The following is a 22,015-nucleotide window of genomic DNA, read 5'->3' as shown; positions in this document are numbered from 1 at the left end:
GGCAAGACGATTGGGAAAGGAGCCATCATGGAACAAACCGCACAGCAGGAACGGCGGATACACGTCATTCCCGCCACAAAACAGGCGGCGGTCCCCGGACGGGCCTCTGGCCGCCGCCAGCGGGTGGCCGCCTACTGCCGGGTGTCCACCGACAGTGAGGAGCAGCTCACCAGCTACACCGCCCAAAAAGCCTACTACACCCAGAAAATCGATGAGAACCCCGATTGGGAGATGGCCGGCATCTACGCCGATAAGGGCATCACCGGCACAAGCATGAAAAAGCGTGTGGAGTTTAAAAAGATGATTGCCGCCTGCAAGCGAGGCAAAATTGACCTGATCCTCACCAAGTCCCTCTCCCGTTTCGCCCGGAACACGGTGGACAGCCTGGAGGTGGTGCGGATGCTCCGGGCCAACGGCATCGGTGTGATCTTCGAAAAGGAAAATATCAACACTTTGACCGAGTCCAGCGAGTTCCTGCTCACGCTGTTCAGCGGCTTTGCCCAGGCGGAGAGCGAGTCCATCAGTAAAAACGTAATCTGGGGCATCCAAAAGAGCCGGGAGGCGGGGAACGTCCCCTTCCAGTATTCGAAGTTGCTGGGCTACCGGCGGGGGCCTGACGGTCAGCCGGAGATCGTGCCGGAGGAAGCGGAGGTGGTCAAACGCATCTACCGCCGCTACCTGGACGGGTGCAGCTTGGCACAGATCAAGAGGGAGCTGGAGGCGGACGGCGTACCCACCGCCAGCGGCATCCAGGGCTGGACGTATCAGGTGGTGCGCAATATCCTGACCAATGAGCGCTACATTGGCGACGCCCTGCTGCAAAAGACCTACACCACCGACTGCATCAGCAAGACGGTGAAGAAAAACCAGGGTGACCGCCCCATGGTATATGTGGAACGGAACCACCCCGCCATCGTCTCCAAGGCTATGTTTTATCAGGTGCGGGAGGAGATGGCCCGCAGGGCCAGCAAGCGGAAGGTGATGCAGAAAACAGGTAAGACCGAGCAGGGCAAATACTCCGCCAAATACGCCCTGTCCGAGCTGCTGGTGTGCGGAGAGTGCGGTACACCGTACAAGCGATGTACCTGGGCCAGAAACGGCAAAAAGCGGATCGTCTGGCGGTGTGTCTCCCGGCTGGAGTTCGGAACGAAATACTGCCACGACTCACCCAGCATGGATGAGGACAAGCTGCATCAGGCCATCCTGGAGGGCATCAACGAATTTGTTCAGGCGGGGCAGGGCCTTGGGGACGAACTGCTGGACCTCGCCAGTATCGTCCAGCAGGGCGGCAGTGCGGACGGCATCGACCCGCTGACCCTGCGCAACCGACTGGATGCGCTGACCGCCCAGCAGGCGGAGCTGCTGGACAAGGTCCTGGAGGACATGGAGAACGAGGAACTGAACGCCCAGCTCAAGGCGACCATGGAGGAGAAACAGGCAATCCTGGGGCGGCTTGGCGCACTCCAGCAGGACGAGGAACAGCGGGCCGGTCAGGAGGCCAGACTGCGGGAGCTGGCGGAGTGGCTGAAGAAGCAGAAGTCCGAATTTGCCGAGTACGATGATTCTATCACCCGCAGGTATGTGGAGAGGATCACCGTTGTGGATGCCGAAACCATCCGCATCAAGTTCCGATATACCGATGTTGAGATCGACAGGGCTGTCAGGACATAATCAGGAGAATACACCATGGAAATTTACATCACGGGAGACCTCCACGGAGATCTCCGGCGCTTCCAACCGGAAATCTTCTACGAGCAGGAGGGCCTTACAAAAGAGGACCTCGTACTGGTGGCAGGTGACTTCGGCTGTGTGTGGCACGGCGATGAGCGGGATGACGAGGGCCTGGACTGGCTGGAGGGACGGCCCTTCACCACGGCCTTTGTGACCGGGAACCACGAAAACTACGATGCCCTGCGGAAATATCCGCTGGCGGAGTGGCGAGGCGGAAGCATCCGGCGAATCCGTCCCTCGGTGATCCTGCTGGAACGGGGCCAAATATTTGACCTGGGCGGAAAACGATTCTTCACCATGGGCGGAGCCAGCAGCCATGACATTCAGGACGGCATCCTGGAGCCGGACGATCCTCTGTTTAAGAAGAAATGCAGGGAGTTGGACGCCAGGGGCGCGATGTACCGGGTGAACCACCTGTCCTGGTGGAAGAATGAGTTGCCCAGCGAGGATGAGTACCAGACCACCAGAGCCAGTCTGGACAGAGCGGGCTGGGAGGTGGACTACATCCTCACCCACTGCTGTCCCACCAGTGTGCAGGACATATTCAGCGGCGGGCTTTATCAGAGGGACGCCCTAACAGAGTTCTTTGATGAGGTACGCCAACGGTGCCGGTTCAAATACTGGTTTTTCGGACACTACCACGAGGATATGGTCATAGAAAAGAAATATGTGATGCTCTACGAACAAATCATTAAACTTAAACTGTGAAAAGAGTCCGGCAGGGCGGGAACTTGTTCCCGCCCTGCCGGACTCTTTTCCGTTAAAGCCACAATTCGCCGCAGGCTGGCAGTATGTGCCTGAATTCCTTGCGCTGCAACGCTTACCCACAATGTCAATAACCTAAGCCCATGGAGGGATATCTGAATAAAAATATGAATGGAATGTTCAAAAACACTTGACAAAAGGAAAAAACTGTGGGTGCTTTTTCGCCTCGGCGAAAAAGCACCCTTGTAATTGAAAGGTGTTGCGCCTCATCAATTACAAGGGGGTTCTCCTATGTCAAGCAAAGCAATCTGTATACGAGAAACTCTGTATAGTGCGATCCGTTCCGTCAGCGCTGTTTCATGGCTGTTTGCGCGTTCTCCAGGCAGAGATTTTACCAGGAATGTCAAGCTGCCCTTTGCAAAGTTGATTACTCTGATCCTGTCCTTGAAAGGCAGCAGTATCACCTGTGAGCTTATGGAACACTTTGGCTGCACAAAAACTCTGGTATCCGAACCGGCTTTTGTAAAACGTCGCGGCCGTCTTTTGCCGGAGGCATTGGAAACTATCTTCCACTTGTTTGTTGAAAACACTCGAGCCTCAAACCGTTATAAGGGCTTCCGGCTCCTTGCTGTTGATGGCTCCGACCTGCACACCCCCACAAATCCTGACGATACCGCGTCGTTTATCCCTGGCTCTGGCGGACAGAAACCCTGCAACCTGCAACACCTGAACGCCTTATATGACCTTTGCTCTCATATCTACATGGACGCTGTTGTTCAGGGCAGGCATCAGTATGATGAGCGCCGCGCACTCTGCGATATGGTAGATAGAGCCAATGCCGCATACCCTGCTATCATCATCGCTGACAGAGGCTATGAGTCCTATAACGTCCTTGCCCATATTCAGGAAAAAGGTTGGAAATTCCTGATCCGAGTCAAGGACAGGAGCAGCAACGGCATTGTCAATGGGTTAGAGCTTCCCGCCCAAGACGAGTTTGATGTTCCGATCCGGCTTGCGCTTTCCCGTAAGCAGACGAACAAATTCAAGGGCCTGCTTGGCAGCAAAAATGAGTTCAAACAGCTGCGCAACTATACGTTTGATTATCTTCCCATGAAAAATAAAAAAGGGCTTGACATTCCTCCTTACATCATCTCGTTTCGCGTAGTCCGTTTCAAATTGTCTGATTCATCCTTTGAGACCGTCCTGACGAATCTTGATTTCCCTCCTGATGAACTGAAGCAGCTCTATGCCATGCGCTGGGGGATCGAAACTTCATTCCGCGAGTTAAAATATACCATTGGACTCTCGCACTTTCATGCCAAAAGGCCGGACTTTATCCTTCAGGAGATATTTGCCCGCCTGACCATGTATAATTTCTCTGAGCTGATCTCCATGTCCGTAGTCATTGAACGATCCGGCAACAAATATGCCTATAGGGCCAACTTTTCTGCTGCCGCGCATATTTGCCGCAACTTTTTTCTCGGAAGAGTTGCTCCAACTGATTTGGAGGCGCTCATTCCCAGATTTGTTTCTCCTATACGCCCAGGCCGGGCATCGCCTCGACATCCGACGGTTAAATATCCTGTCAGCTTCCTTTACAGGTTGCCATAATTTATTTAAGAATTTCTCATATTACGTGCCTTTTGCAGATGTTTGATCTGCCACTTTATCATGCCCATTTCCTGACCCATCTAGCGCCCTCATCAGTGCTTTCCCTCTATTTTACGATAATTCTTAGCTCTTGCTTGTTAGGTTATTGACATTGCGCTTACCCAGGTGCATCTTTTTTATCTACAGAAGGAAAATACAGCAATCCCCGCCTGGAAATCCAGACGGGGATTGATGAAAAAATGGAGAGAAAGAAAAGGAGAAGGCAAAATCAGAAGGTGACGTCATCGCCGTTAAAGGCACAAAGGAGAACCTTTTTCATGTTCTCGACGTCGATCGGACGCGGATTGGAGCTGGTGCAGGGGTCTTTGACCGCGTTTTCACAAATCTTATCAATGTTGGCGTTGAGAAGCTCCTCGGTAGCACCGTTCTCACGATAAGTTTGCGCAATTCCAAGCTTTTTATTCATCTCACGAACCGCATTGACAAGAGAATCCGTTAACTGCTTATCCGTGCTGCCCGGCAGGCCGATGGCGCGTGCGATCTGCGCATAGCGCTCCATGCAGGCGCGGGAATTGTACTGGATGACAAACGGAAGCAGAATCGCATTGCAGCAGCCGTGCGGGATATCAAAGACGGCACCTGTCTTGTGCGCCAGGCTGTGTGCAATACCGAGCAGCGCGTTTGAGAAAGCCATACCAGCCAGGCACTGGGCGATATGCATCCGGCCGCGCGCCTCCATATTACCATTGTAAGAATCGACCAAATCGTCGAAAATATCGGAAATCGCTTTGAGCGCCAGGGGATCGGAGAAGGAGGAACGCGCCGTAGCGACATAAGCCTCAATCGCATGGGTCAGGGCGTCCATACCGGTGTGCGCAGTCAGCTTCTTCGGCATGGTCTGCGGAATGGAGGTATCAAGAATTGCGATATCAGGCGTGATTTCAAAATCAGCCAGAGGATACTTGATATTGGTGGAGTAGTCGGTAATAACGGAGAAAGCTGTTACCTCGGAAGCAGTGCCAGAGGTCGAAGGGATGGCGACGAAGATCGCTTTTTCGCGCAGGCGCGGCATCGTGAAGGGATCTTTGATATCGTCGAAAGTTTTCTCGGGGTGCTCATAGAAAACCCACATCGCTTTAGCGGCGTCGATCGGCGAACCGCCGCCGATGGCAACGATGACATCCGGACCAAAATCCTGCATCGCCTTAGCGCCCTTGAATACAGTTTCAATCGAGGGGTCCGGCTCGACGCCCTCAAACAGCATCGTTTCCATGCCAGCTGCATGGAGGGCGTCTTCCGTTTGCTGGAGGAACCCGCCGCGCTTCATCGAGCTGCCGCCTGTAACAATGATGGCCTTTTTGTAGCCTTTCAAATTTTTGAGTTCATCGATTGCATGTTCACCATAGTAGAGATCTCTGGGAAGTGTAAAACGAGCCATGCTATGTAAACCTCCTGTATGAATTGATGGGATTGTTTGTTTTTTAACAAACAAATTTGATATTTATAATATACCACTGAAAAAGCAAAAAATCAAGGCCAATTTGTTAAATATACCTCATAAACATATGAATTTTTTTCTACTTTTTTTGAACGATTTGCCAATCCGTTGCAAAATTGGCTTTTGAACGGTATAATATGCGCAGGGCAAACAGTAACGCTGGTTGCCGCCGGACGGTGGCAACCGCTGCAAGGCAGCGGACTGCACATGTTGCGCCACAGCCTAAACCGGCTTTGCCGGTTTAACTGCCGCAAAGCGGTAGACAAGTTTGAAAGAGATTGCCGTTGTGGTATAATAACCGCAGAGCGGTTATTATACCGGGCCATGCCCAACGGCTCGCCGCTTACGCGGCAACCGCCTTTTGATGGGCAATTATACCATGCCGCTTCGCGGACATGGAATAATAACCGCAAAGCGGTTATTATACCGGGCCATGCCCAACGGCTCGCCGCTTACGCGGCAACCGCCTTTTGATGGGCAATTATACCATGCCGCTTCGCGGACATGGAATAATAACCGCAAAGCGGTTATTATACCGGGCCATGCCCAACGGCTCGCCGCTTACGCGGCAACCGCCTTTTGATGGGCAATTATACCATGCCGCTTCGCGGACATGGAATAATAACCGCAAAGCGGTTATTATACCGGGCCATGCCCAACGGCTCGCCGCTTACGCGGCAACCGCCTTTTGATGGGCAATTATACCATGCCGCTTCGCGGACATGGAATAATAACCGCAAAGCGGTTATTATACCGGGCCATGCCCAACGGCTCGCCGCTTACGCGGCAACCGCCTTTTGATGGGCAATTATACCATGCCGCTTCGCGGACATGGTATAATAACCGCAAAGCGGTTATTATACGGCCTTATGGCTGGGCCGATCATGTCATGGCTGGATCGAATCCGCGCGTTATGGATGGTCGCCGCGAATGGAGTGAACCGCAAATGAAAAAAATTCTGCTGCTCGCCACAGGCGGAACCATCGCCTCGCGCGCAGGGCAAGATGGGCTGGAACCGCAGCCTGCGCCGTCGGAGCTGTTGCATACACTTGATGAATTGAGCGTATATTACAATTTGACCTATCGTGCGCTTATGAGCTTGGACAGCTCGAATATTCAGGCGGAGGAATGGCAGCAAATTGCGCGCAGCGTATACGATGCGCTGCCTGAATACGATGGCGTCGTTATTACGCATGGGACGGATACGATGGCATATACAGCGTCAATGCTGTCGTTTATGCTGCAAAATCTGAATAAAGGCGTTATTTTGACAGGCTCACAAATTCCGATTGGGATGCCGTTGTCGGACGCCCGGTCCAATCTGGAGACGGCGCTCGCCGCGATTGACAGCGGTGTGTGCGGTGTGCATATTGCTTTCAATCATAAAATTATCGGTGGATGCCGGGCTGTCAAGGTGCGTACAATGGGTTTTGACGCGTTTGAAAGCGTCAACAGCCCCGACTGTGGAGAGATACTTTCAAACGGTGTGCGGCTGTATAACCGGCGTGTCCGGCCATCCGCCCCGGTTTGCCTGCGCGACGCGCTGTGCAACGATGTATTTTTGCTCAAGCTGATTCCTGGAACGAATCCCCGAATTTTTGACAGCCTGCTTGAGCTGAAATATCGCGGCGTTGTGATTGAGGCGTTCGGAGCGGGTGGGATGCATTATATCCGGCGCGATCTTTCCGCACAGGTGCGCCGTCTTGTTGAAAACGGCGTGGCGGTCGTAACGTGCAGCCAGTGCCTCTATGACGGGAGCGATTTTTCTATCTATGAAGCCGGGCGCAGAATTCTCGGTACAGGCGTGATTGAAAGCCGTGATATGACAACAGAATCTGCTGTTACAAAGCTGATGTGGGCGCTCGGCCAAACGGATTGTCTGGAGGATGTCCGCCGCATCTTTGAAACCGATTATGCCGGAGAGATTACCTTATAAAGTTTTGGGGAAGGGGTATCGAGATGAAAATAAAATGTCCAAATTGTGGAAAACGTAATGATACGGACCGTGACGAATTTTGCACGCGCTGCGGCTGTGTGCTGTACAGTGGGGCATCCTCATCACGGACACACTCTGAATCCAGTCCACAGCCCCGCCCCGGCGGCAATTCAGACGCGCGTCCTGTCCCGCCGCCGCGCAGCGGCGTGGCGGTCGGCCTGATTGTATTCATCGTTGTTGTGGTCCTGCTTGGGTTGATGCTCATCATACGCATCGGCTTTCAGGAAATGCTTGGCGCTTCCGGTTCGGGCGCGTCTGAAATCGAAGCGCCGTGGACGCAAACGCCAAAACACGAGCAGACGGCGCAGGGCAGGTTAGAGCAATTACGCGCCGAATACGAGAAAAATGGCGGGCTGACCGATCCGGTCCTGTCACAAGCTGTCTCGATGTTTTTTAACAAGCCGGCAGACGAAATATCCTTTGATGAGCTTGGCCGGATTCGCGGGCTGCGTGTAACAAATGAGCTGCTCAATCCCTTTACGGACGATTGGACAATCCGCAATGAACGCATATTGATCGGCCTGAGTCTGGTTGAACCTGCACAGGATGCGCACAGCTTCAATCCTGGGGAGGTATATGCGTCTACATACAGTTGGTTCCAGCTTGAGAAGGACATAACGGATTGGATATCCGTTGGAGAACTTCAGATGTTCCAGGGGCTAAAGGATCTGATGATTGACGGCGCTTCCTACGAGCCGTCTGAAGTGATGCAGCTGCCTAACCTGGAGCGGTTGACGCTGGGGCAGGCTTATGAATTTGCTGATTTTTCCGTATTCAGCAGAATGCCCAATCTGAGCGAGCTGACACTGGATGGAAGCATCGAATCGCTTGACGGCGTCGAACAGCTTCATCTGCGCAAGCTCGGCCTGTACAGCACGGATATCTCCGATTTCAGCGCGCTTTCCGCCCTGGATGGTTTGGAGGAATTGGAGTTAAATTACAACGAATACCTCTATAATCTTGATTTTCTCACGGGAATGGACAGCCTGCGCGCGTTATCAATCGAAGATCAGGAGGAGCTGGATTTTTCGGCGCTGCACAATATGCCGCAGCTTGAACATCTTTCCATTGAGGACAGTGAGATCAAACGGATGCAGTTTTTGTCCGGTATGACCGGGCTAAAGTCGTTTACATCGTGCGATAACAACGCGCTGCTCGAGCTTCCGGAATTGTCCGGCTGCACAATGCTTGAGGAACTGACGCTTGACGCGGACGAACTGAAGTCAATTCCCAGCCTGTCGGATTTGCCGAATCTGCGCGTACTCAATCTTTTGAATGCTGACGATTTGTCAGCGCTTACAGGCGCAGTCTCGCTTGAGGAGATAGGGCTTTACTACTGCCAGGGTGATTATTCCGTTTTGGGCGCCCTTCCGAATGTTTGGAGCTTGAGCGGCACGGGCTATGCAATCGGGAACTCCGGTTTGACATTTTTACCCTCCATGACAAATCTGCGTGCACTCACGCTGAACCGTGTGGAGCTGTGGAGAGGAACGGAAAATATCTATGCGCTGCCTAATTTGGTGCTGCTGGATCTGTCGGGATGCACGATCGGCGGGGATTTCCGCGGTATCGCAAATTTGACCAATCTGCACAGCCTTGCGATGGATGAGGTGAAATTGGTTGCAAACGTCGATGTCTGGAGCGATGGATTTTTTACCTCCATCGATTATGATGATCTGACCGTACAGGATATGATGCCGTTTGTCGGACAGCTCTCCAATCTGACCTATTTAAGCGCGGGCGGCAACGAATTAACCGACCTTTCATTTGTTGAAGGGATGGCCAGTCTGACCTATCTTGATGTGAGTGACAATTACATCACAGACCTTTCGCCACTTGAAGGTCTTGAGCATCTGGAGGTTGCGTTTACACAGGAGAACCCTGTTGCATAGCGTTCCGTTATGCGAAAGCCGCCTGCGAGGCAGGATTTTCATAAAAGAAAGGTTGTTTACTGATGTCAATGGCCCATGCGTTTGCACGTCTGCAAAAGGCGTATCGCCTTTTGCAGGACGATTTGTCCAAGGAGGTTTTCAAGGCGCGGCTTACCTATGATATCACCCGTTCGTTTGACGATGTAGTACATCTGGCGGGAACGTCCGGAAATTACGATCAACAGACCCTTGCGCACGCCAAGGGCTTTTCAAAGCGATGCAGACAAATCGTTGAGGCAGGTCGTAAGATCATTTTTTACGGAGCGGGAACCAGAGGACTTGAATATCTGCAACGATTTTCCGAAGATCCCGAACATGTGGAGATTTATGGATTTTGCGATCGAAGCGAAGAAAAGCAAAAAGCCGGCTTTCCACAAAAAGCCGGTGCTCTCCCATCAGAAACTGATGGGAGAGCATAAAGACGACTATGTGCTGATTACGACGCCGCTTTATGAACAGGAAATTCGAGCTGCGCTGCTGCGCGATGGATTTCCGGCGGATCATATTTTGGATTTCCTGGAGGATCATCTCGCAGGTGTGCCACAGCAGTATTTTGAGTTTCCGATCCCAGGAGGAGGCGCCTTTGTCGATGCGGGGTGCTTTGACTGTGGGACGGATCTGCGCTTTATTGAAATCACCGGTGGCTTGTATGATAAGATTATTGCGTTTGAGCCTGACCGGCTGAATATGATCAATTGTCAAAAAATCGCCGAGGAAAACAGCATAAAGAATATCGAATTGATCCCCGCCGGACTGTGGGACAAGGAGGAAGTGCTGTATTTCAGTGAATGTGGTCAGATAGATTCCCATCTTGACAGCCAAAATGGCGTTCCAACGCGGATGGTGGCATTGGACCAAATCATAAAACAGGAACGCGTCTCGTTTATCAAGATGGATGTCGAGGGAGCTGAATTGAAGGCGCTTCATGGAGCGCGCCGTACCATTGCTGATAACAAGCCCCTGCTGGCCATTTGTGTTTATCATAAGCCGGAGGATTTTGTTGAGATAGCGGAATTTATCAAAAGCCTTGTGCCGGAATATAAGCTTTACCTGCGCCATTATGGGTCCCTGACCTATGAGACGGTATTATATGCCGTTTTATAATAAAGGATGTTAAAAGATAATTAAAAACCCGTCCGCAAACAATACTGTTTGCGGACGGATTTTTTGGTTTTAACTGAGCGCGAAATACGCAGCGCGCTGTGCATGAATGCGGGCTGTATCAAATAGCGCAAGGCTTGTGTCGGCCTGCCCGACAAGCAGGCCAATTTCCGTACAGCCCAGAATAGCCCCCTGTGCGCCGCGCGCCGCAAGCGAATCGATGATCCGCAGATATTCGCGTTTCGATTCGCCGGAGATGACGCCGAGACATAATTCATCGTAGATAATACGGTTGACAGTATCAATATCATGTCCTTCCGGAGTCAGAACATGAATCCCGTGTGAAATCAGGCGCGCCTTGTAAAAATCCTGTGTCATTGTGTATTTTGTTCCAAGCAGCGCAGCCGTATAGATTTTGGCGTCAGTCAGGGCGCCGGCCGTTGCATCCGCGATATGAATCAACGGGATTGTGACGGCATCCTGCACCTGACCGGCGACCTTGTGCATCGTGTTTGTACAGATCACGATGCAGTCGGCGCCAGCGCGGGCAAGCGCCCGCGCTGCGTCGGCGAGCAGTTCGCCGCTTTGTTCCCATGCGCCGCTTGATTGGCAGGCTTCGATTTCATGGAAATCGACACTGTAAAGCAGGCACTTTGCAGAATGCAGGCCGCCGAGCGCCTGCCTGACGGTTTCGTTGATGATCTGATAGTATGTCACCGTGCTTTCCCAGCTCATTCCGCCGATCAGGCCGATGGTTTTCATAAAAAAGATCCTTTCTTTTCAATCGTCTGCAAATTACTCTACAGTCACCGATTTGGCAAGGTTGCGCGGCTTATCAACATCACAGCCGCGCAGAACAGCCGTATGATAGGCGAGAAGCTGCAAAACGATCACGCCGACAATCGGCATGAACAGATCGTCGATCGCGGGCAGCTCAAGGCGCTTTTCATAAATTTCACGGTCTGCCGCCATACCACGCTTGCAGATAAACAGCACATCCGCGCCGCGGCTGCGCACCTCCTTGATGTTGCTGGCCATCTTGGGCAGCAGGTTTTCCTGAGTCGCAAGCGCGATAACAGGCACGCCTTCGGTGATCAGCGAAATCGTTCCGTGCTTGAGTTCGCCGGCCGCGTATGCTTCACAATGAATGTAACTGATTTCCTTGAGCTTGAGCGAGCCTTCCATCGCGAGCGCATAATCAAGACCGCGTCCAAGGAAAAAGAGATCGCGAAGCGATTCATAACGGCGGATATACTCTTTGATCTCCACATCGAGTCCAAGCACCTGTTCTGTGTGTCCAATGGCGTCGAGCAGCCCGGCCGTGAGCGCGCGCGCCTGTTCCCCTGTACACGCGCTGCGCGCGAGCGCAAAGCGAATGGCGATCAGATACATAATCGCAAGCTGTACGGAGTATGCCTTTGTGGAGGCGACGGCGATTTCCGGTCCGGCGTATGTATGGATTACATAGTCGGCTTCGCGCGCGATCGAAGAACCAGTGACGTTGACAATCGCGAGCGTTGTCGCCCCGCTTTTGCGGGCCAAACGCAATGCAGCGAGTGTATCGGCCGTTTCTCCGGACTGTGAAATCAGCAGCACAAGCGAGCGTTTTGTCAATATCGGGTCGCGGTAACGGAATTCTGAGGCGATATCGCATTCGACAGGAATCCGCGCGAGCCGCTCAATCAATGATTTACCAATCATGCCGGCGTGCATCGCTGTGCCGCAGGCAACGATGGAGATGGAATCAAACTGTTTCCAAAAGCCATCCGGTATATCGTCCTGCAAATCAAACGACGGCAGGCCGTCGGAAATACGCGGATGAACCGTGTCTGCCAGCGCGCGCGGCTGCTCGTAAATCTCCTTGAGCATAAAATGATCATAGCCGCCCTTTTGCGCCTGTTCAACCGTCCAGGAGGCGGTCAGCGTCTTTATTTCAGCGGGAGTGCCGTCCGGTTCGAACAGGGAAAGGCCGTCCGCTGTGACGCGTACAATCTGGCGTTCTCCGATCAGAGCATAGTCGCGTGTATACTTTAAGATCGCCGGAACATCCGAGGCGATGAACGCCTCGCCATTGCCAGCCGCTGCAATCAGCGGGCTGCCCTGGCGCGTGGCAAAAATTTCTCCTGGATGATCGGCAAACAGGATGCCGAATGCATAAGAGCCCTCCAGCAGCTCCTGCGCCTTGATAATGGCGGCAACCGGATCCCCGTGGTAGAGCGAATCAATCAGCTTTGCGGCGACCTCGGTGTCAGTGCGTGAGACAAAGGTGTAGCCCTGCGCTGTGAGCGACGCCTTGAGCTGCTGGTAATTTTCGATGATGCCGTTGTGGACAAGCGAAAGCTTTTCAGTTGCATGGGGATGGGCATTGAGATCAGACGGTTCGCCGTGCGTAGCCCAGCGTGTATGGCCGATACCACAGTGACCGGACAGCTTGGCATACTCATGTTCCAGCAAATCAGCCAGATTTTGCAGCCGTCCTTTTGTTTTGACTGTCTCAATGCCGCTATCGCCGAATACAGAGATACCGGCCGAATCATAGCCGCGGTACTCAAGATTTGAAAGCGTATCCAGCAGAATCTGGACGGCGCTTTTGCCGCCGGTATAACCTACAATTCCGCACATGTTGTTACCTGTCTTTCCCGCGCGGTAAATTTGATCTCGGGGCGTGCGTGGTCAGCCCCGCAATGTATCAAGGTCCGGCCGCGCCGCGCGCGGCGGCCGGACGCGGATCGTTTTTAAGAAGATTTGCTTCCCGCCGGTCCGTCTGTCGATCCGGTTGCCCGGAAGTTTTCGGACAGGCTGCGTCCGGAAGCAGGGACGGGGAGGCATCCGCCGAACCTTCGATCTTCCTCCCGCCTCGTCAACCGCTCTTAGGCGGTTCTGGCGCTTTTGACAAATGATTTGATTGCCACACCTCCATTCTGATTTTTAAGCCTGCCCTCCTTTCCAAACAGAATTGTATTTTATAATACCATGGCCGCGAAGCAGCATGATATCATTGACCATCGGGGGGCAGCAGGCCGCGCCTGCGTATCGCCCCGGTCAAAGCCTGGTATCATTGCCCGTCAAAAGGCGGTTGCCGCACAAGCGGCGAATCGTTGGGCATAATCCGGTATAATTATACCAAATAGCGCCCATAAACGCAATCCATCCTATGCGCGCGATTGGGATCGCGTCACGGCTTTTAATGGATTTATGCGTTAAAACCTGCTAAAATGAGGAAAAAGGCGCGTACCAAGTTAAAGGTAAAGGAGGGCGAATAGGTGAAAAAACAACTCGCTGCCAGCCTGCTGCTGATATGCGTCCTGTGAGGAGGCTGCGGCGTCTTCGGACGCGCCACAGCAATAGAAAGGGCCGCGCGCGGGATGTTCCTGCGCGCGGCTTTCTGTATGGTGAATGGTTATTTTTTCAGCATCAGCTTGGCACACTTGTAAACGTCGCCGCACCCGAGCGTAATGACAAGATCGCCGCTTTCAGCGTGCTCCATTACGTAATCAGCAATTTCCTCAAACCCAGCAAACCAGACGGAGCCGGGAATTTTTTCAGCAAGCTGGCTTGTATAAACGCCGTCGGTATTTTTTTCACGCGACCCCATAATTTCAGACATGACGACACGGTCGGCAAGAGAAAGCGCCTCTGCGAAATCATCCATCAGAAGCTTTGTGCGCGAATAGGTGAACGGTTGAAATACGGCCCATACCCGGCGAAAATCCATCTCGCGCGCGGCGCGCAGCGTGACGGCGATTTCAGCGGGGTGATGCGCGTAATCGTCCGCGATTGTAACGCCGCGCACGTCGCCAAGAATTTCGAAGCGACGCCCCGCGCCGCGAAACTGTGCCAGATGTTCCCCGAGCGCAGTGACGGGGACGCCGGACTTGATGGCTGCGGCACAGGCGGCTGTCGCATTGAGGATATTGTGCAGTCCGGGGACATGCAGCGTCAGATGCGTGAGCGCACGGCCGCCGCAGCAAAGGTCAAATTCGGCCCGCGCACCTTTGCGTTTGATATTAGCGGGATAATAATCGCACTGTTCGTCCCATCCAAAGGTAATGATCTCTTTACCGTTGATCCCTTCAACCGCACGCATGGAGTTGGGATCACTGCCATTGACAAGAATGGTTCTGGATGTCATCCCGGCAAATTTGCGGAAGGATTTAATGATGTTATCGATTGTCCCAAAATATTCCAGGTGATCTGCGTCTACATTTAAAATGACGGAAATATCGGGATGGAGCTGAAGAAAATGATCTTTGAATTCACAAGCTTCGCAGACCATCAGGCTGCTTTCGCCGGCACGGCCGTTTCCTCCAATGGCGGGCAGCTTCCCCCCAATGACGGCAGTTGGGTCAAGTCCCGCGCCGAGCAGTATCTGTGTGAGCATGGAGGTTGTCGTTGTTTTACCGTGCGTGCCGCAAACACAGATGCAGTCCTCGTAAAGCCCGGTGAGAAAACCGAGCAGCTCCGCGCGTTCGACAGTCGGCACGCCGGAGTCAAACGCCGCCTGTAGCTCGGGATTATCGTCCATAATGGCGGCCGTATAGACGATCAAATCCGCGCCCGCTATGTTTTCGGCACGCTGCCCCAGCATGATATTGATACCCATATCACGCTCAAGCGCAAGTGTGTCGGATTCATTGTTGTCGGAGCCTGTGATTTTGTATCCCTGCTGCTGCATGATCTGTACAAGCGGAAACATACCGGAACCGCCGATGCCTATGAAATGGATTTGCCGTGCGTTTTGAAGGATTTTCCCATCTAACATTGTAATTTCAACTCCATCAGATTCAGATAACCATTTTTATGTAGTATAGGCTGATTTCGTGAAAAATTCAAGGGCGGCGCGCATTGGTGCATAAGTTTTATAAAATCGCCGAAACTATCTGTAGCCGGAACCGACAATACAACGGGAGGATTCACACCATGCAGATTACAGATATTAAAATACGCCGCACCTATCAAGACACACGCCTGCGCGCGCTCGTTTCATTGACCATTGACGGCGAACTAGCCGTTCACGATATCAAGGTAATAGAAGGTCCGGAACGCCTGTTTGTCGCAATGCCGAGCAGGCGCGATGAAAACGGCGTGTTCCGCGATATCGCCCATCCGATTACGACTGGGTCGCGCCGTCAGCTGGAGGACGCGATTTTGTCGGCTTATGCTGAGCATATGGCAGCACAGGCGGCCGCCCGTCAGCTTGAGGAGGCGCGCGGCAATTCTCAGGATGGTGAGCTACGGGCAGAGTAAAAAAACAGACGCATTTGTCAGGCGCCCCTCTGAGAAGGAGGGGCGTTTTTGTTATGCTTTTATGTCGGCGGCATGTGTTGGTCGTGAAAATTGTAAATCATCTGTGAATTTTAAAAACAGTCCTATAAATTGATTGCCTGATTGTGATAAAATAAACGCAGGGCGTTTATTTTATTTTTTATGGCCAGGGCGATACGCGGGCGCGGCCCGCTGCCGCCCAGACGGCCAATTTTATCATGCCGCTTTGCGGACATGATAAAATAACCGCAGGGCGTTTATTTTATCCTTCATGGCCAGGGCGATACACGGGCGCAGCCCGCTGCCGCCCAGACGGCCAATTTTATCATGCCGCTTTGCGGACATGATAAAATAACCGCAGGGCGTTTATTTTATCCTTCATGGCCAGGGCGATACACGGGCGCAGCCCGCTGCCGCCCAGACGGCCAATTTTATCATGCCGCTTTGCGGACATGATAAAATAACCGCAGGGCGTTTATTTTATTTTTTATGGCCAGGGCGATACGCGGGCGCAGCCCGCTGCCGCCCAGACGGCCAATTTTATCATGCCGCTTTGCGGACATGATAAAATAACCGCAGGGCGTTTATTTTATCCTTCATGGCCAGGGCGATATGCGGGCGCGGCCCGCTGCCGCCCTGTGTTTAATCTGCCTTTCTATGGCCAGGGCGATTTTCCATGCTGCTGTGCGGATAGGGAGAATCTATCATGTGTACTTGTAAGTACAGAAAATTTCAATGAACAATTGATTGTAAACGACGAGGTAATCATGTATAGAAGGCTGTTGATGACGCTGCTGGCGGCGCTGACGTTGTCGCTGCTGTTTCCAGCAGGGGTATTTGCGGACGACGCGCAAAAGTTGTCCAATCCGCCGGAGCTTTATGCGGAATCGGCTATTTTGGTTGATGCTGATACGGGACAAATCCTGCTTGAAAAAAATATGAACAAAAAGATGTATCCGGCAAGCATTACAAAGGTTATGACCTGCCTTTTGGCGATGGAGCGTGCCAAGCCGGGAGACGTTGTAACTGTCACAGACGAGGTTGTGGCCGCCGTACCGCGTAATACCACGCATATTGCGTTGACTGGCGGCGAACAGTTGACGGTGGAGCAGCTGGAATATGCCATGATGGTCGAATCCGCGAATGATGCTGCGAACATGCTGGCGGCACATATTTCCGGCAGCACACAGGCGTTCGCCATGCTGATGAATGACCGCGCCAAGGAACTTGGCGCGAAGGACACGCATTTTACAAATGCACACGGCCTGCCTGATCCATCCCATTATACAAGCGCCTATGATATGGCTTTGATCACGCGCGCGGCTATGCAGCATCCGCAGTTCCGTTCGTTGGCGGGTGCCGCCGCCTATGAGATTCCGCCAACAAATAAGCAGTCGGAGGCACGGCGGCTGAATAACCGCAACTATATGTTTACACTCAACGACACATATCCGGGCGCATTTGCAGGAAAAACCGGATGGACAGAGGAAGCGGGGCACACGCTTGTGACGCTCGCGGAGCGTAATGGGGTTACGCTGATCTGTATCGTTATGCATTCCGATGGTGTTGTTGACGCGCAATATATCGATTCGACAGCTATTTTGGACTATGGATTTGATAATTTTACCCGTGCGGTTGTATCCAAGGACCGTGTGGAGCCGAAAACCGTGCTTCTGACCGGCGCGGATGGTACACAGCAGCAGGCGCGTCTGACACGCACAGAGGACATGCCCGTTCTGCTGCCGCCGGGAGTGACAATCGATGACCTGTCAGTAAAGCTTTCCATTCCAGATATGTTGGCCGCGGACCAGCCGGGCGAAGTGCAGCTTTATTTTCCGGAAACGGTGCGCACTGCCTATCGTGCGGCCGGAGCGTTTCCGCTGACATTTGAATTGATACAGTCGGCTGTTATACCGTCGGATGATGTGGCCAAAGGCGGGTGGTTCTCGCTGCCGCCTGTTGTGTTGAAGGCCGGCATTGTTTTTGCCGCGCTGGTGGTGCTATGGCTGCTCATACGCACATGGATCCGTTGGCGTTATAAAGCGCGCCGGCATAAACGCCTGCGTCAGGTCGAGGAGCGTGAACGGCGCGCCGCAGAAAAAAAGGCCACGCAGCGTCCTCCGGTTATACGGGCGCCGGAGCCACCTCCACCTGTCAGGCAGGAGCCAGCCTCGCCGCAGCTATCCAATCTGTGGTCTGTGCCGACGCCAGCCGTGTCGCCGTCCACACGTACCGCGCCCTCCCGTTGGCGGCCGCCTCCGGGCTTGTTGGCTCCGGAAGCTTCGCGCCGGGCTTCGCCTCCTCCAGGGCTGTTGACAGGCGGCCGGGCAGCCGCGCCGCCTACAAGGCGCAGAGGCTCGGTCAGGATGCAGGAGCTGTCGTCGCCGCCATCGGATCAGAGCATCGAAGCTGCTGTACAAACAATCGATGCGACGCTGGCGCGTCTGCGCGCGCAGCCAGAGGAGCTGTCTGCGGATATGCATAAAACTTCTTTGCAGATGCAGCCGGAAATGAGATGGGAACCGGCCCAGACGCGCGGTGATTTTGCCGCACAACAGAATATGCAGCAGGAGCCGGGAAACGCCGCCGCGCAGGAGCCTGACGATCAGAAAGCGCCTATGCGGGAGACGCCGCCGGCCCAAGGGGAAGAAACGCCGCCGCGCCGCTCGCGGATGGAGACAGCGTCGCGTGCGGTCGACGAGGCAATGCGCCGCTCACGCAGGCGCACGCTTATACAGCAGGAGGATGAATCCGCGCAGGAGCCTGCCGGCCGCGAAGCGCCCATGCGGGAGACGCCGCCAGCCCAAGGGGAGGAAACGCCGCCGCGCCGCTCGCGGATGGAGACAGCGTCGCGTGCAGTCGACGAGGCAATGCGCCGCTCACGCAGGCGCACGCTTGTACAGCAGGAGGATGAATCCGCGCAGGAGCCTGCCGGCCGCGAAGCGCCCATGCGGGAGACGCCGCCAGCCCAAGGGGAAGAAACGCCGCCGCGCCGCTCGCGGATGGAGACAGTGCCGCGCGCCGACGACGAGGCGATGCGCCGCTCGCGCAGAAGGACGATGTATACAGAGAATGCGCAAACGCCTCTGAGACAACGTTCAGCATCATCCCTCCAATCGCGTCCGCGCCCGGGGGCGGCGCGTCGTTCGGACGCGTTGGAGCAGCCGGCGGATGGCCGCACACAGCTATAATTTCACATAAAAACCACCGATTCTATTTCCGCCCTTCAGTACGGCAATGCCGGTTGTTCCAAAGGATCAGACAATGGGCGCCATTACTTTTTGTGGTATTTCATACGAAAAGAACCGCCGGCATGGCCGGCGGTTCTTTCATTTTTATTGACAGATTAGGGGCTGATTGAAAAATCAAAATTCCCGTCTTTTTCTGCAAACAGCGGCGAACGCCGCGTTAAAAAGCCTCGGAATCCGAAAGGATTCCTGAGTTTTTTGCCTTGTATTCTCCGGCTGTTTGCGAACAATCCGGCAATTACTCTATTTTCAAACAAGCCCTAACGATTAAGCGTCCATTTGTACAACAATCTCCAGTTCACCCACATTGGTTTGGAGCATCATGCCATCGATCGATCCACACGGCGGTTCAACCGTTACAACAGGCGTTTTGATATCACAGACCTTTCCATGCTCTGTAAGCGCTGTCGCGGCGTTCCCGCATGTGATATTGGAAAGCTCCGCGAGCGCGGAACAGACAAGCTCGTCGATCTCGGCCGGTTTGACAAAGGTCATAATTTTGATCAGCTGAAAGGCCAGCTCTTTGGAGAATCCAAAGATGATACGGCCCTTCAGGTCACCGATCAGGCCGATCTCAACAAAAATGTCGCCCTGAATACGCTTGTCAGCAACAAGCTGCGCCTCAATGTCGTTTGCACCAAAACCAGCCATTTTTTCCATAACATCGAGCGCGCTGTCGGAAAAGATATTTAACAATGATTGCGCCAGCGTGTGTCCGGCTCTGTTATCGCCTTTGGCAATACGCTGGTCGGCATCCGCGACATGATAGATCAACCAGGCAGTCAGCATGCCGGCCAAATCCTTGACAATACGGGTATCAAAATCGGATTCAGCCAACCGGCGCTCATAATCGAGGATGATACTGGTGAATTTTCTGTGCGCCTTTTTATGCTCCTCCATGCCGCTGTAATGGATGGACGCCTGATAGGCTTCCTCGTCGTGAAAATGCTGGACCATATAGTCCTTTAAAAAGGCGATAGTCTGCCGGAATGTCTGCTTGTCTGCGTTTGCTTCGACTGTCCGGACAAGCGTATCCGTCACTCGAAACAGCTCCTCATGCTGCCGGTCAATCAAATCAATACCAATCCTGTAACTTTCTTTCCACATGATGACATCCCCCAAAATAGAAAGCCATATTCCATGCTGATGCATATAGTCCTTTATAAGATTCGTTATCCTCATCATACACTATTTTCAGCGGATGTCAAATAAAATCGACAAATCTTGTGTATTTAGGGCTTGTTTGCAAAAAATTCGGAAATTTTGATTTTTCAAACATCCCCTAATATCCACCGTCAAAGGCTGTGCTTTAACAGGTATAAATCACGCAACGGCGCGGCTGTTCATAGGATAGGATATCAATTTGATGATTCGAATGACCTGTTGGGGGGCTGTATGATGCATTCCTATCAAAGCTTTGCCGTCATTGGCGGTGATTTACGGCAGGCGCATGTTGCAAATCAATTGGCGGCGCAGGGAAAAACGGTTTACGCATTGCTATTGGAAACAAACGAGGCGCTGCACCGTACCTTGATTTGTGAAAAAACACCCAGCGAAATCCTTCCATTGTGCGATGCTGTTGTATTTCCATTGCCGCTGACCGCCGATGATGAATTTGTCAGCGCGCCGTTTTCCGCGCGGCGTGTGCGTGTGGCTGATTGTTTGTCGGCCTTGAGACCAGGAGCGGCTGTGTTGGCCGGAAAGATCAGTCCGGAGATGCACGCTCTGGCCAAACAGCTTGGCGTTAAGATGATTGATTATCTTGAGCGGGAGGAACTGGCTGTCAAGAACGCTGTGATCACAGCGGAGGGCGCTGTCGCCATCGCAATGGAGGAGCTGCCTATCGCATTATTTGGTTCCAGGTGCCTGATCGTCGGACATGGACGCATCGCCCGGGCGCTGGTTCGCATTTTGCGCGGAATGGGAGCGTCTGTCACGGTTGCGGCGCGCAGCTATGGAAGCCTGGCGGAGATTGAAGCTGAAGGATGTCGGGCAGTGCGGACGGACGCGCTGGAAGCGAGCGTCAGAGCAGCCGATGTGGTGATCAATACCGTTCCGGCGCGTATATTGACCGAGGCGGTGCTTTCAACCCTCAAGCGTGACGCGCTTGTAATTGATTTGGCGTCGCGTCCAGGCGGCGTGGATTTGGCGGCCGCCGGGAGGCTGGGCGTTAAAACGATTTGGGCGCTGTCACTTCCTGGAAAAACGGCGCCGATCACGGCGGGGGAAATTATTTTGCATACGATTGAAAATTGCCTGTCTGAATTGGAGGAAACCGTATGACTAAAAAACGGATTGGTTTTGCATTGACAGGGTCCTTTTGTACTTGGGCGCGCGTGATACCCATCCTGGAGGAATTATCCTCTACATACGATTTGTTCCCGATTCTGTCTCCGATTGCTTACATATCGGACAATAGATTTGGGAAAGCGGCCGATTGGCGCGCACAGATTGAGGAAATTTGCGGCAGACCTGTCTGGCATACCATTGAACAGGTGGAACCGGTTGGCCCTAAGAATCTGCTTGACGCGCTGGTGATCGCGCCATGCACAGGCAATACACTCGGCAAGCTGGCGGGCGGTATCACTGATACGGCGCCCGTAATGGCTGCGAAATCCAATCTGCGAAACGGAAATCCACTGATTCTGGCTGTCTCGACAAACGATGCGCTTGGCGCTTCGGCGCGCAATATCGGCCAGCTTATGAATGCGCGCAACGTTTATTTTGTCCCGATGGCGCAGGATGATCCAAATGGGAAACCGGCATCCGTGGTGGCGCATTTTGAACGGATCAACGAAACGCTGTCGGAAGCCTTCAAGGGCCGGCAGCTTCAGCCGGTATATAGTTGAATGTACCAAGCGGCGCCATTTCTGTTTGCTCCCGTTCCTTTTTATTATACGGCACAGCCTGCCAGGCTGTGCCGTTCTGT

The 22,015-nt window shown here is 53.3% G+C and carries 16 protein-coding genes; 11 read left to right on the top strand and 5 right to left on the bottom strand.

What is annotated here, in order from left to right:
• Window positions 1–27 precede the first annotated feature (27 nt).
• The 3 genes from FMM72_RS06725 (at window position 28) to FMM72_RS06715 (ending at window position 4,047) form a co-directional block, all read left to right on the top strand.
• The gene (locus FMM72_RS06725) at window positions 28–1,671 is read left to right on the top strand and encodes a recombinase family protein (protein WP_162220945.1); all 1,644 of its coding nucleotides are present in this window, start codon (window positions 28–30) and stop codon (window positions 1,669–1,671) included.
• A 15-nt stretch (window positions 1,672–1,686) separates the two neighbouring features.
• Window positions 1,687–2,439, top strand: coding sequence for a metallophosphoesterase family protein (locus FMM72_RS06720; RefSeq protein WP_162220944.1), 753 nt, complete (start codon window positions 1,687–1,689; stop codon window positions 2,437–2,439).
• Window positions 2,440–2,685: 246 nt separating this feature from the next.
• On the top strand, window positions 2,686–4,047 hold the full coding sequence (locus FMM72_RS06715) for an IS4 family transposase (protein ID WP_162220943.1): 1,362 nt from the start codon (window positions 2,686–2,688) through the stop codon (window positions 4,045–4,047).
• A gap of 268 nt (window positions 4,048–4,315) precedes the next feature.
• On the opposite strand, the gene FMM72_RS06710 is transcribed toward FMM72_RS06715, so the two are convergent.
• A complete protein-coding gene (locus tag FMM72_RS06710; RefSeq protein WP_162220942.1) occupies window positions 4,316–5,485 on the bottom strand; it encodes an iron-containing alcohol dehydrogenase in 1,170 nt (389 codons plus the stop codon).
• Between the two features lie 1,006 nt (window positions 5,486–6,491).
• On the opposite strand from FMM72_RS06710, the gene FMM72_RS06705 reads away from it, so the two are divergent.
• The 4 genes from FMM72_RS06705 to FMM72_RS06690 all read left to right on the top strand — a co-directional run bounded on the left by FMM72_RS06705 (window position 6,492) and on the right by FMM72_RS06690 (window position 10,576).
• Complete coding sequence (locus FMM72_RS06705) at window positions 6,492–7,481, top strand: asparaginase (RefSeq protein WP_162220941.1); 990 nt, start codon at window positions 6,492–6,494, stop codon at window positions 7,479–7,481.
• A gap of 23 nt (window positions 7,482–7,504) precedes the next feature.
• Entirely contained in the window at window positions 7,505–9,433 is a 1,929-nt protein-coding gene (locus FMM72_RS06700; RefSeq protein ID WP_160210475.1) for a leucine-rich repeat domain-containing protein, read from the top strand.
• Window positions 9,434–9,495: 62 nt separating this feature from the next.
• Window positions 9,496–9,891 carry a hypothetical protein gene (locus tag FMM72_RS06695; protein ID WP_162220940.1) on the top strand — a complete coding sequence of 132 codons (396 nt, stop codon included), beginning with the start codon at window positions 9,496–9,498 and terminating at the stop codon, window positions 9,889–9,891.
• Window positions 9,788–10,576 carry an FkbM family methyltransferase gene (locus tag FMM72_RS06690; protein ID WP_162220939.1) on the top strand — a complete coding sequence of 263 codons (789 nt, stop codon included), beginning with the start codon at window positions 9,788–9,790 and terminating at the stop codon, window positions 10,574–10,576. Before FMM72_RS06695 ends, FMM72_RS06690 begins: the two co-directional genes overlap by 104 nt.
• Before the next feature lie 69 nt (window positions 10,577–10,645).
• Here the strand turns inward: FMM72_RS06690 and FMM72_RS06685 are convergent, their stop codons facing one another.
• The 3 genes from FMM72_RS06685 to murC form a co-directional block, all read right to left on the bottom strand.
• Window positions 10,646–11,335: an aspartate/glutamate racemase family protein gene (locus FMM72_RS06685; RefSeq protein ID WP_160210477.1), complete on the bottom strand. Its 690-nt coding sequence runs from the start codon at window positions 11,333–11,335 to the stop codon at window positions 10,646–10,648.
• Window positions 11,336–11,368: 33 nt separating this feature from the next.
• A complete protein-coding gene (gene glmS / locus FMM72_RS06680; protein ID WP_160210478.1) occupies window positions 11,369–13,195 on the bottom strand; it encodes a glutamine--fructose-6-phosphate transaminase (isomerizing) in 1,827 nt (608 codons plus the stop codon).
• A gap of 778 nt (window positions 13,196–13,973) precedes the next feature.
• Window positions 13,974–15,335: a UDP-N-acetylmuramate--L-alanine ligase gene (gene murC, locus FMM72_RS06675; protein WP_162220938.1), complete on the bottom strand. Its 1,362-nt coding sequence runs from the start codon at window positions 15,333–15,335 to the stop codon at window positions 13,974–13,976.
• 158 nt (window positions 15,336–15,493) lie between these two features.
• Between murC and spoVG the strand changes: the two genes are divergently transcribed.
• Together spoVG and FMM72_RS06665 are read left to right on the top strand one after the other, a co-directional pair.
• Entirely contained in the window at window positions 15,494–15,820 is a 327-nt protein-coding gene (gene spoVG / locus FMM72_RS06670; protein WP_160210480.1) for a septation regulator SpoVG, read from the top strand.
• A 785-nt stretch (window positions 15,821–16,605) separates the two neighbouring features.
• Window positions 16,606–19,029, top strand: a complete 2,424-nt coding sequence (locus FMM72_RS06665; protein WP_162220937.1) for a serine hydrolase — start codon at window positions 16,606–16,608, stop codon at window positions 19,027–19,029.
• Between the two features lie 324 nt (window positions 19,030–19,353).
• On the opposite strand, the gene FMM72_RS06660 is transcribed toward FMM72_RS06665, so the two are convergent.
• Window positions 19,354–20,193 (bottom strand): bacteriohemerythrin, encoded by an 840-nt coding sequence (locus FMM72_RS06660; RefSeq protein ID WP_162220936.1) that lies wholly within the window; start codon window positions 20,191–20,193, stop codon window positions 19,354–19,356.
• 288 nt (window positions 20,194–20,481) lie between these two features.
• On the opposite strand from FMM72_RS06660, the gene dpsA reads away from it, so the two are divergent.
• Window positions 20,482–21,369, top strand: a complete 888-nt coding sequence (gene dpsA / locus FMM72_RS06655) for a dipicolinate synthase subunit DpsA (protein ID WP_160210483.1) — start codon at window positions 20,482–20,484, stop codon at window positions 21,367–21,369.
• Window positions 21,366–21,935 (top strand): dipicolinate synthase subunit B, encoded by a 570-nt coding sequence (locus FMM72_RS06650; RefSeq protein WP_160210484.1) that lies wholly within the window; start codon window positions 21,366–21,368, stop codon window positions 21,933–21,935. Before dpsA ends, FMM72_RS06650 begins: the two co-directional genes overlap by 4 nt.
• Window positions 21,936–22,015 lie beyond the last annotated feature (80 nt).

This window comes from Anaerotruncus colihominis, from assembly GCF_010206195.1.
GTDB classification, from domain to species: domain Bacteria; phylum Bacillota; class Clostridia; order Oscillospirales; family Ruminococcaceae; genus Anaerotruncus; species Anaerotruncus colihominis_A.
The sequence above is the reverse complement of the archived record's forward strand: the minus strand, read 5'-3'. Positions and strand labels throughout refer to the sequence as shown.

Coding starts and splice junctions, on each gene's coding strand:
- dpsA (WP_160210483.1), top strand. CDS start 20,482: ATGATGCATTCCTATCAAAGCTTTGCCGTCATTGGCGGTGATTTACGG.
- spoVG (WP_160210480.1), top strand. CDS start 15,494: ATGCAGATTACAGATATTAAAATACGCCGCACCTATCAAGACACACGC.
- FMM72_RS06660 (WP_162220936.1), bottom strand. CDS start 20,193: ATGTGGAAAGAAAGTTACAGGATTGGTATTGATTTGATTGACCGGCAG.
- FMM72_RS06725 (WP_162220945.1), top strand. CDS start 28: ATGGAACAAACCGCACAGCAGGAACGGCGGATACACGTCATTCCCGCC.
- FMM72_RS06720 (WP_162220944.1), top strand. CDS start 1,687: ATGGAAATTTACATCACGGGAGACCTCCACGGAGATCTCCGGCGCTTC.
- FMM72_RS06690 (WP_162220939.1), top strand. CDS start 9,788: ATGTGGAGATTTATGGATTTTGCGATCGAAGCGAAGAAAAGCAAAAAG.
- FMM72_RS06685 (WP_160210477.1), bottom strand. CDS start 11,335: ATGAAAACCATCGGCCTGATCGGCGGAATGAGCTGGGAAAGCACGGTG.
- glmS (WP_160210478.1), bottom strand. CDS start 13,195: ATGTGCGGAATTGTAGGTTATACCGGCGGCAAAAGCGCCGTCCAGATT.
- FMM72_RS06665 (WP_162220937.1), top strand. CDS start 16,606: ATGTATAGAAGGCTGTTGATGACGCTGCTGGCGGCGCTGACGTTGTCG.
- FMM72_RS06710 (WP_162220942.1), bottom strand. CDS start 5,485: ATGGCTCGTTTTACACTTCCCAGAGATCTCTACTATGGTGAACATGCA.
- FMM72_RS06650 (WP_160210484.1), top strand. CDS start 21,366: ATGACTAAAAAACGGATTGGTTTTGCATTGACAGGGTCCTTTTGTACT.
- FMM72_RS06695 (WP_162220940.1), top strand. CDS start 9,496: ATGTCAATGGCCCATGCGTTTGCACGTCTGCAAAAGGCGTATCGCCTT.
- murC (WP_162220938.1), bottom strand. CDS start 15,335: ATGTTAGATGGGAAAATCCTTCAAAACGCACGGCAAATCCATTTCATA.
- FMM72_RS06705 (WP_162220941.1), top strand. CDS start 6,492: ATGAAAAAAATTCTGCTGCTCGCCACAGGCGGAACCATCGCCTCGCGC.
- FMM72_RS06700 (WP_160210475.1), top strand. CDS start 7,505: ATGAAAATAAAATGTCCAAATTGTGGAAAACGTAATGATACGGACCGT.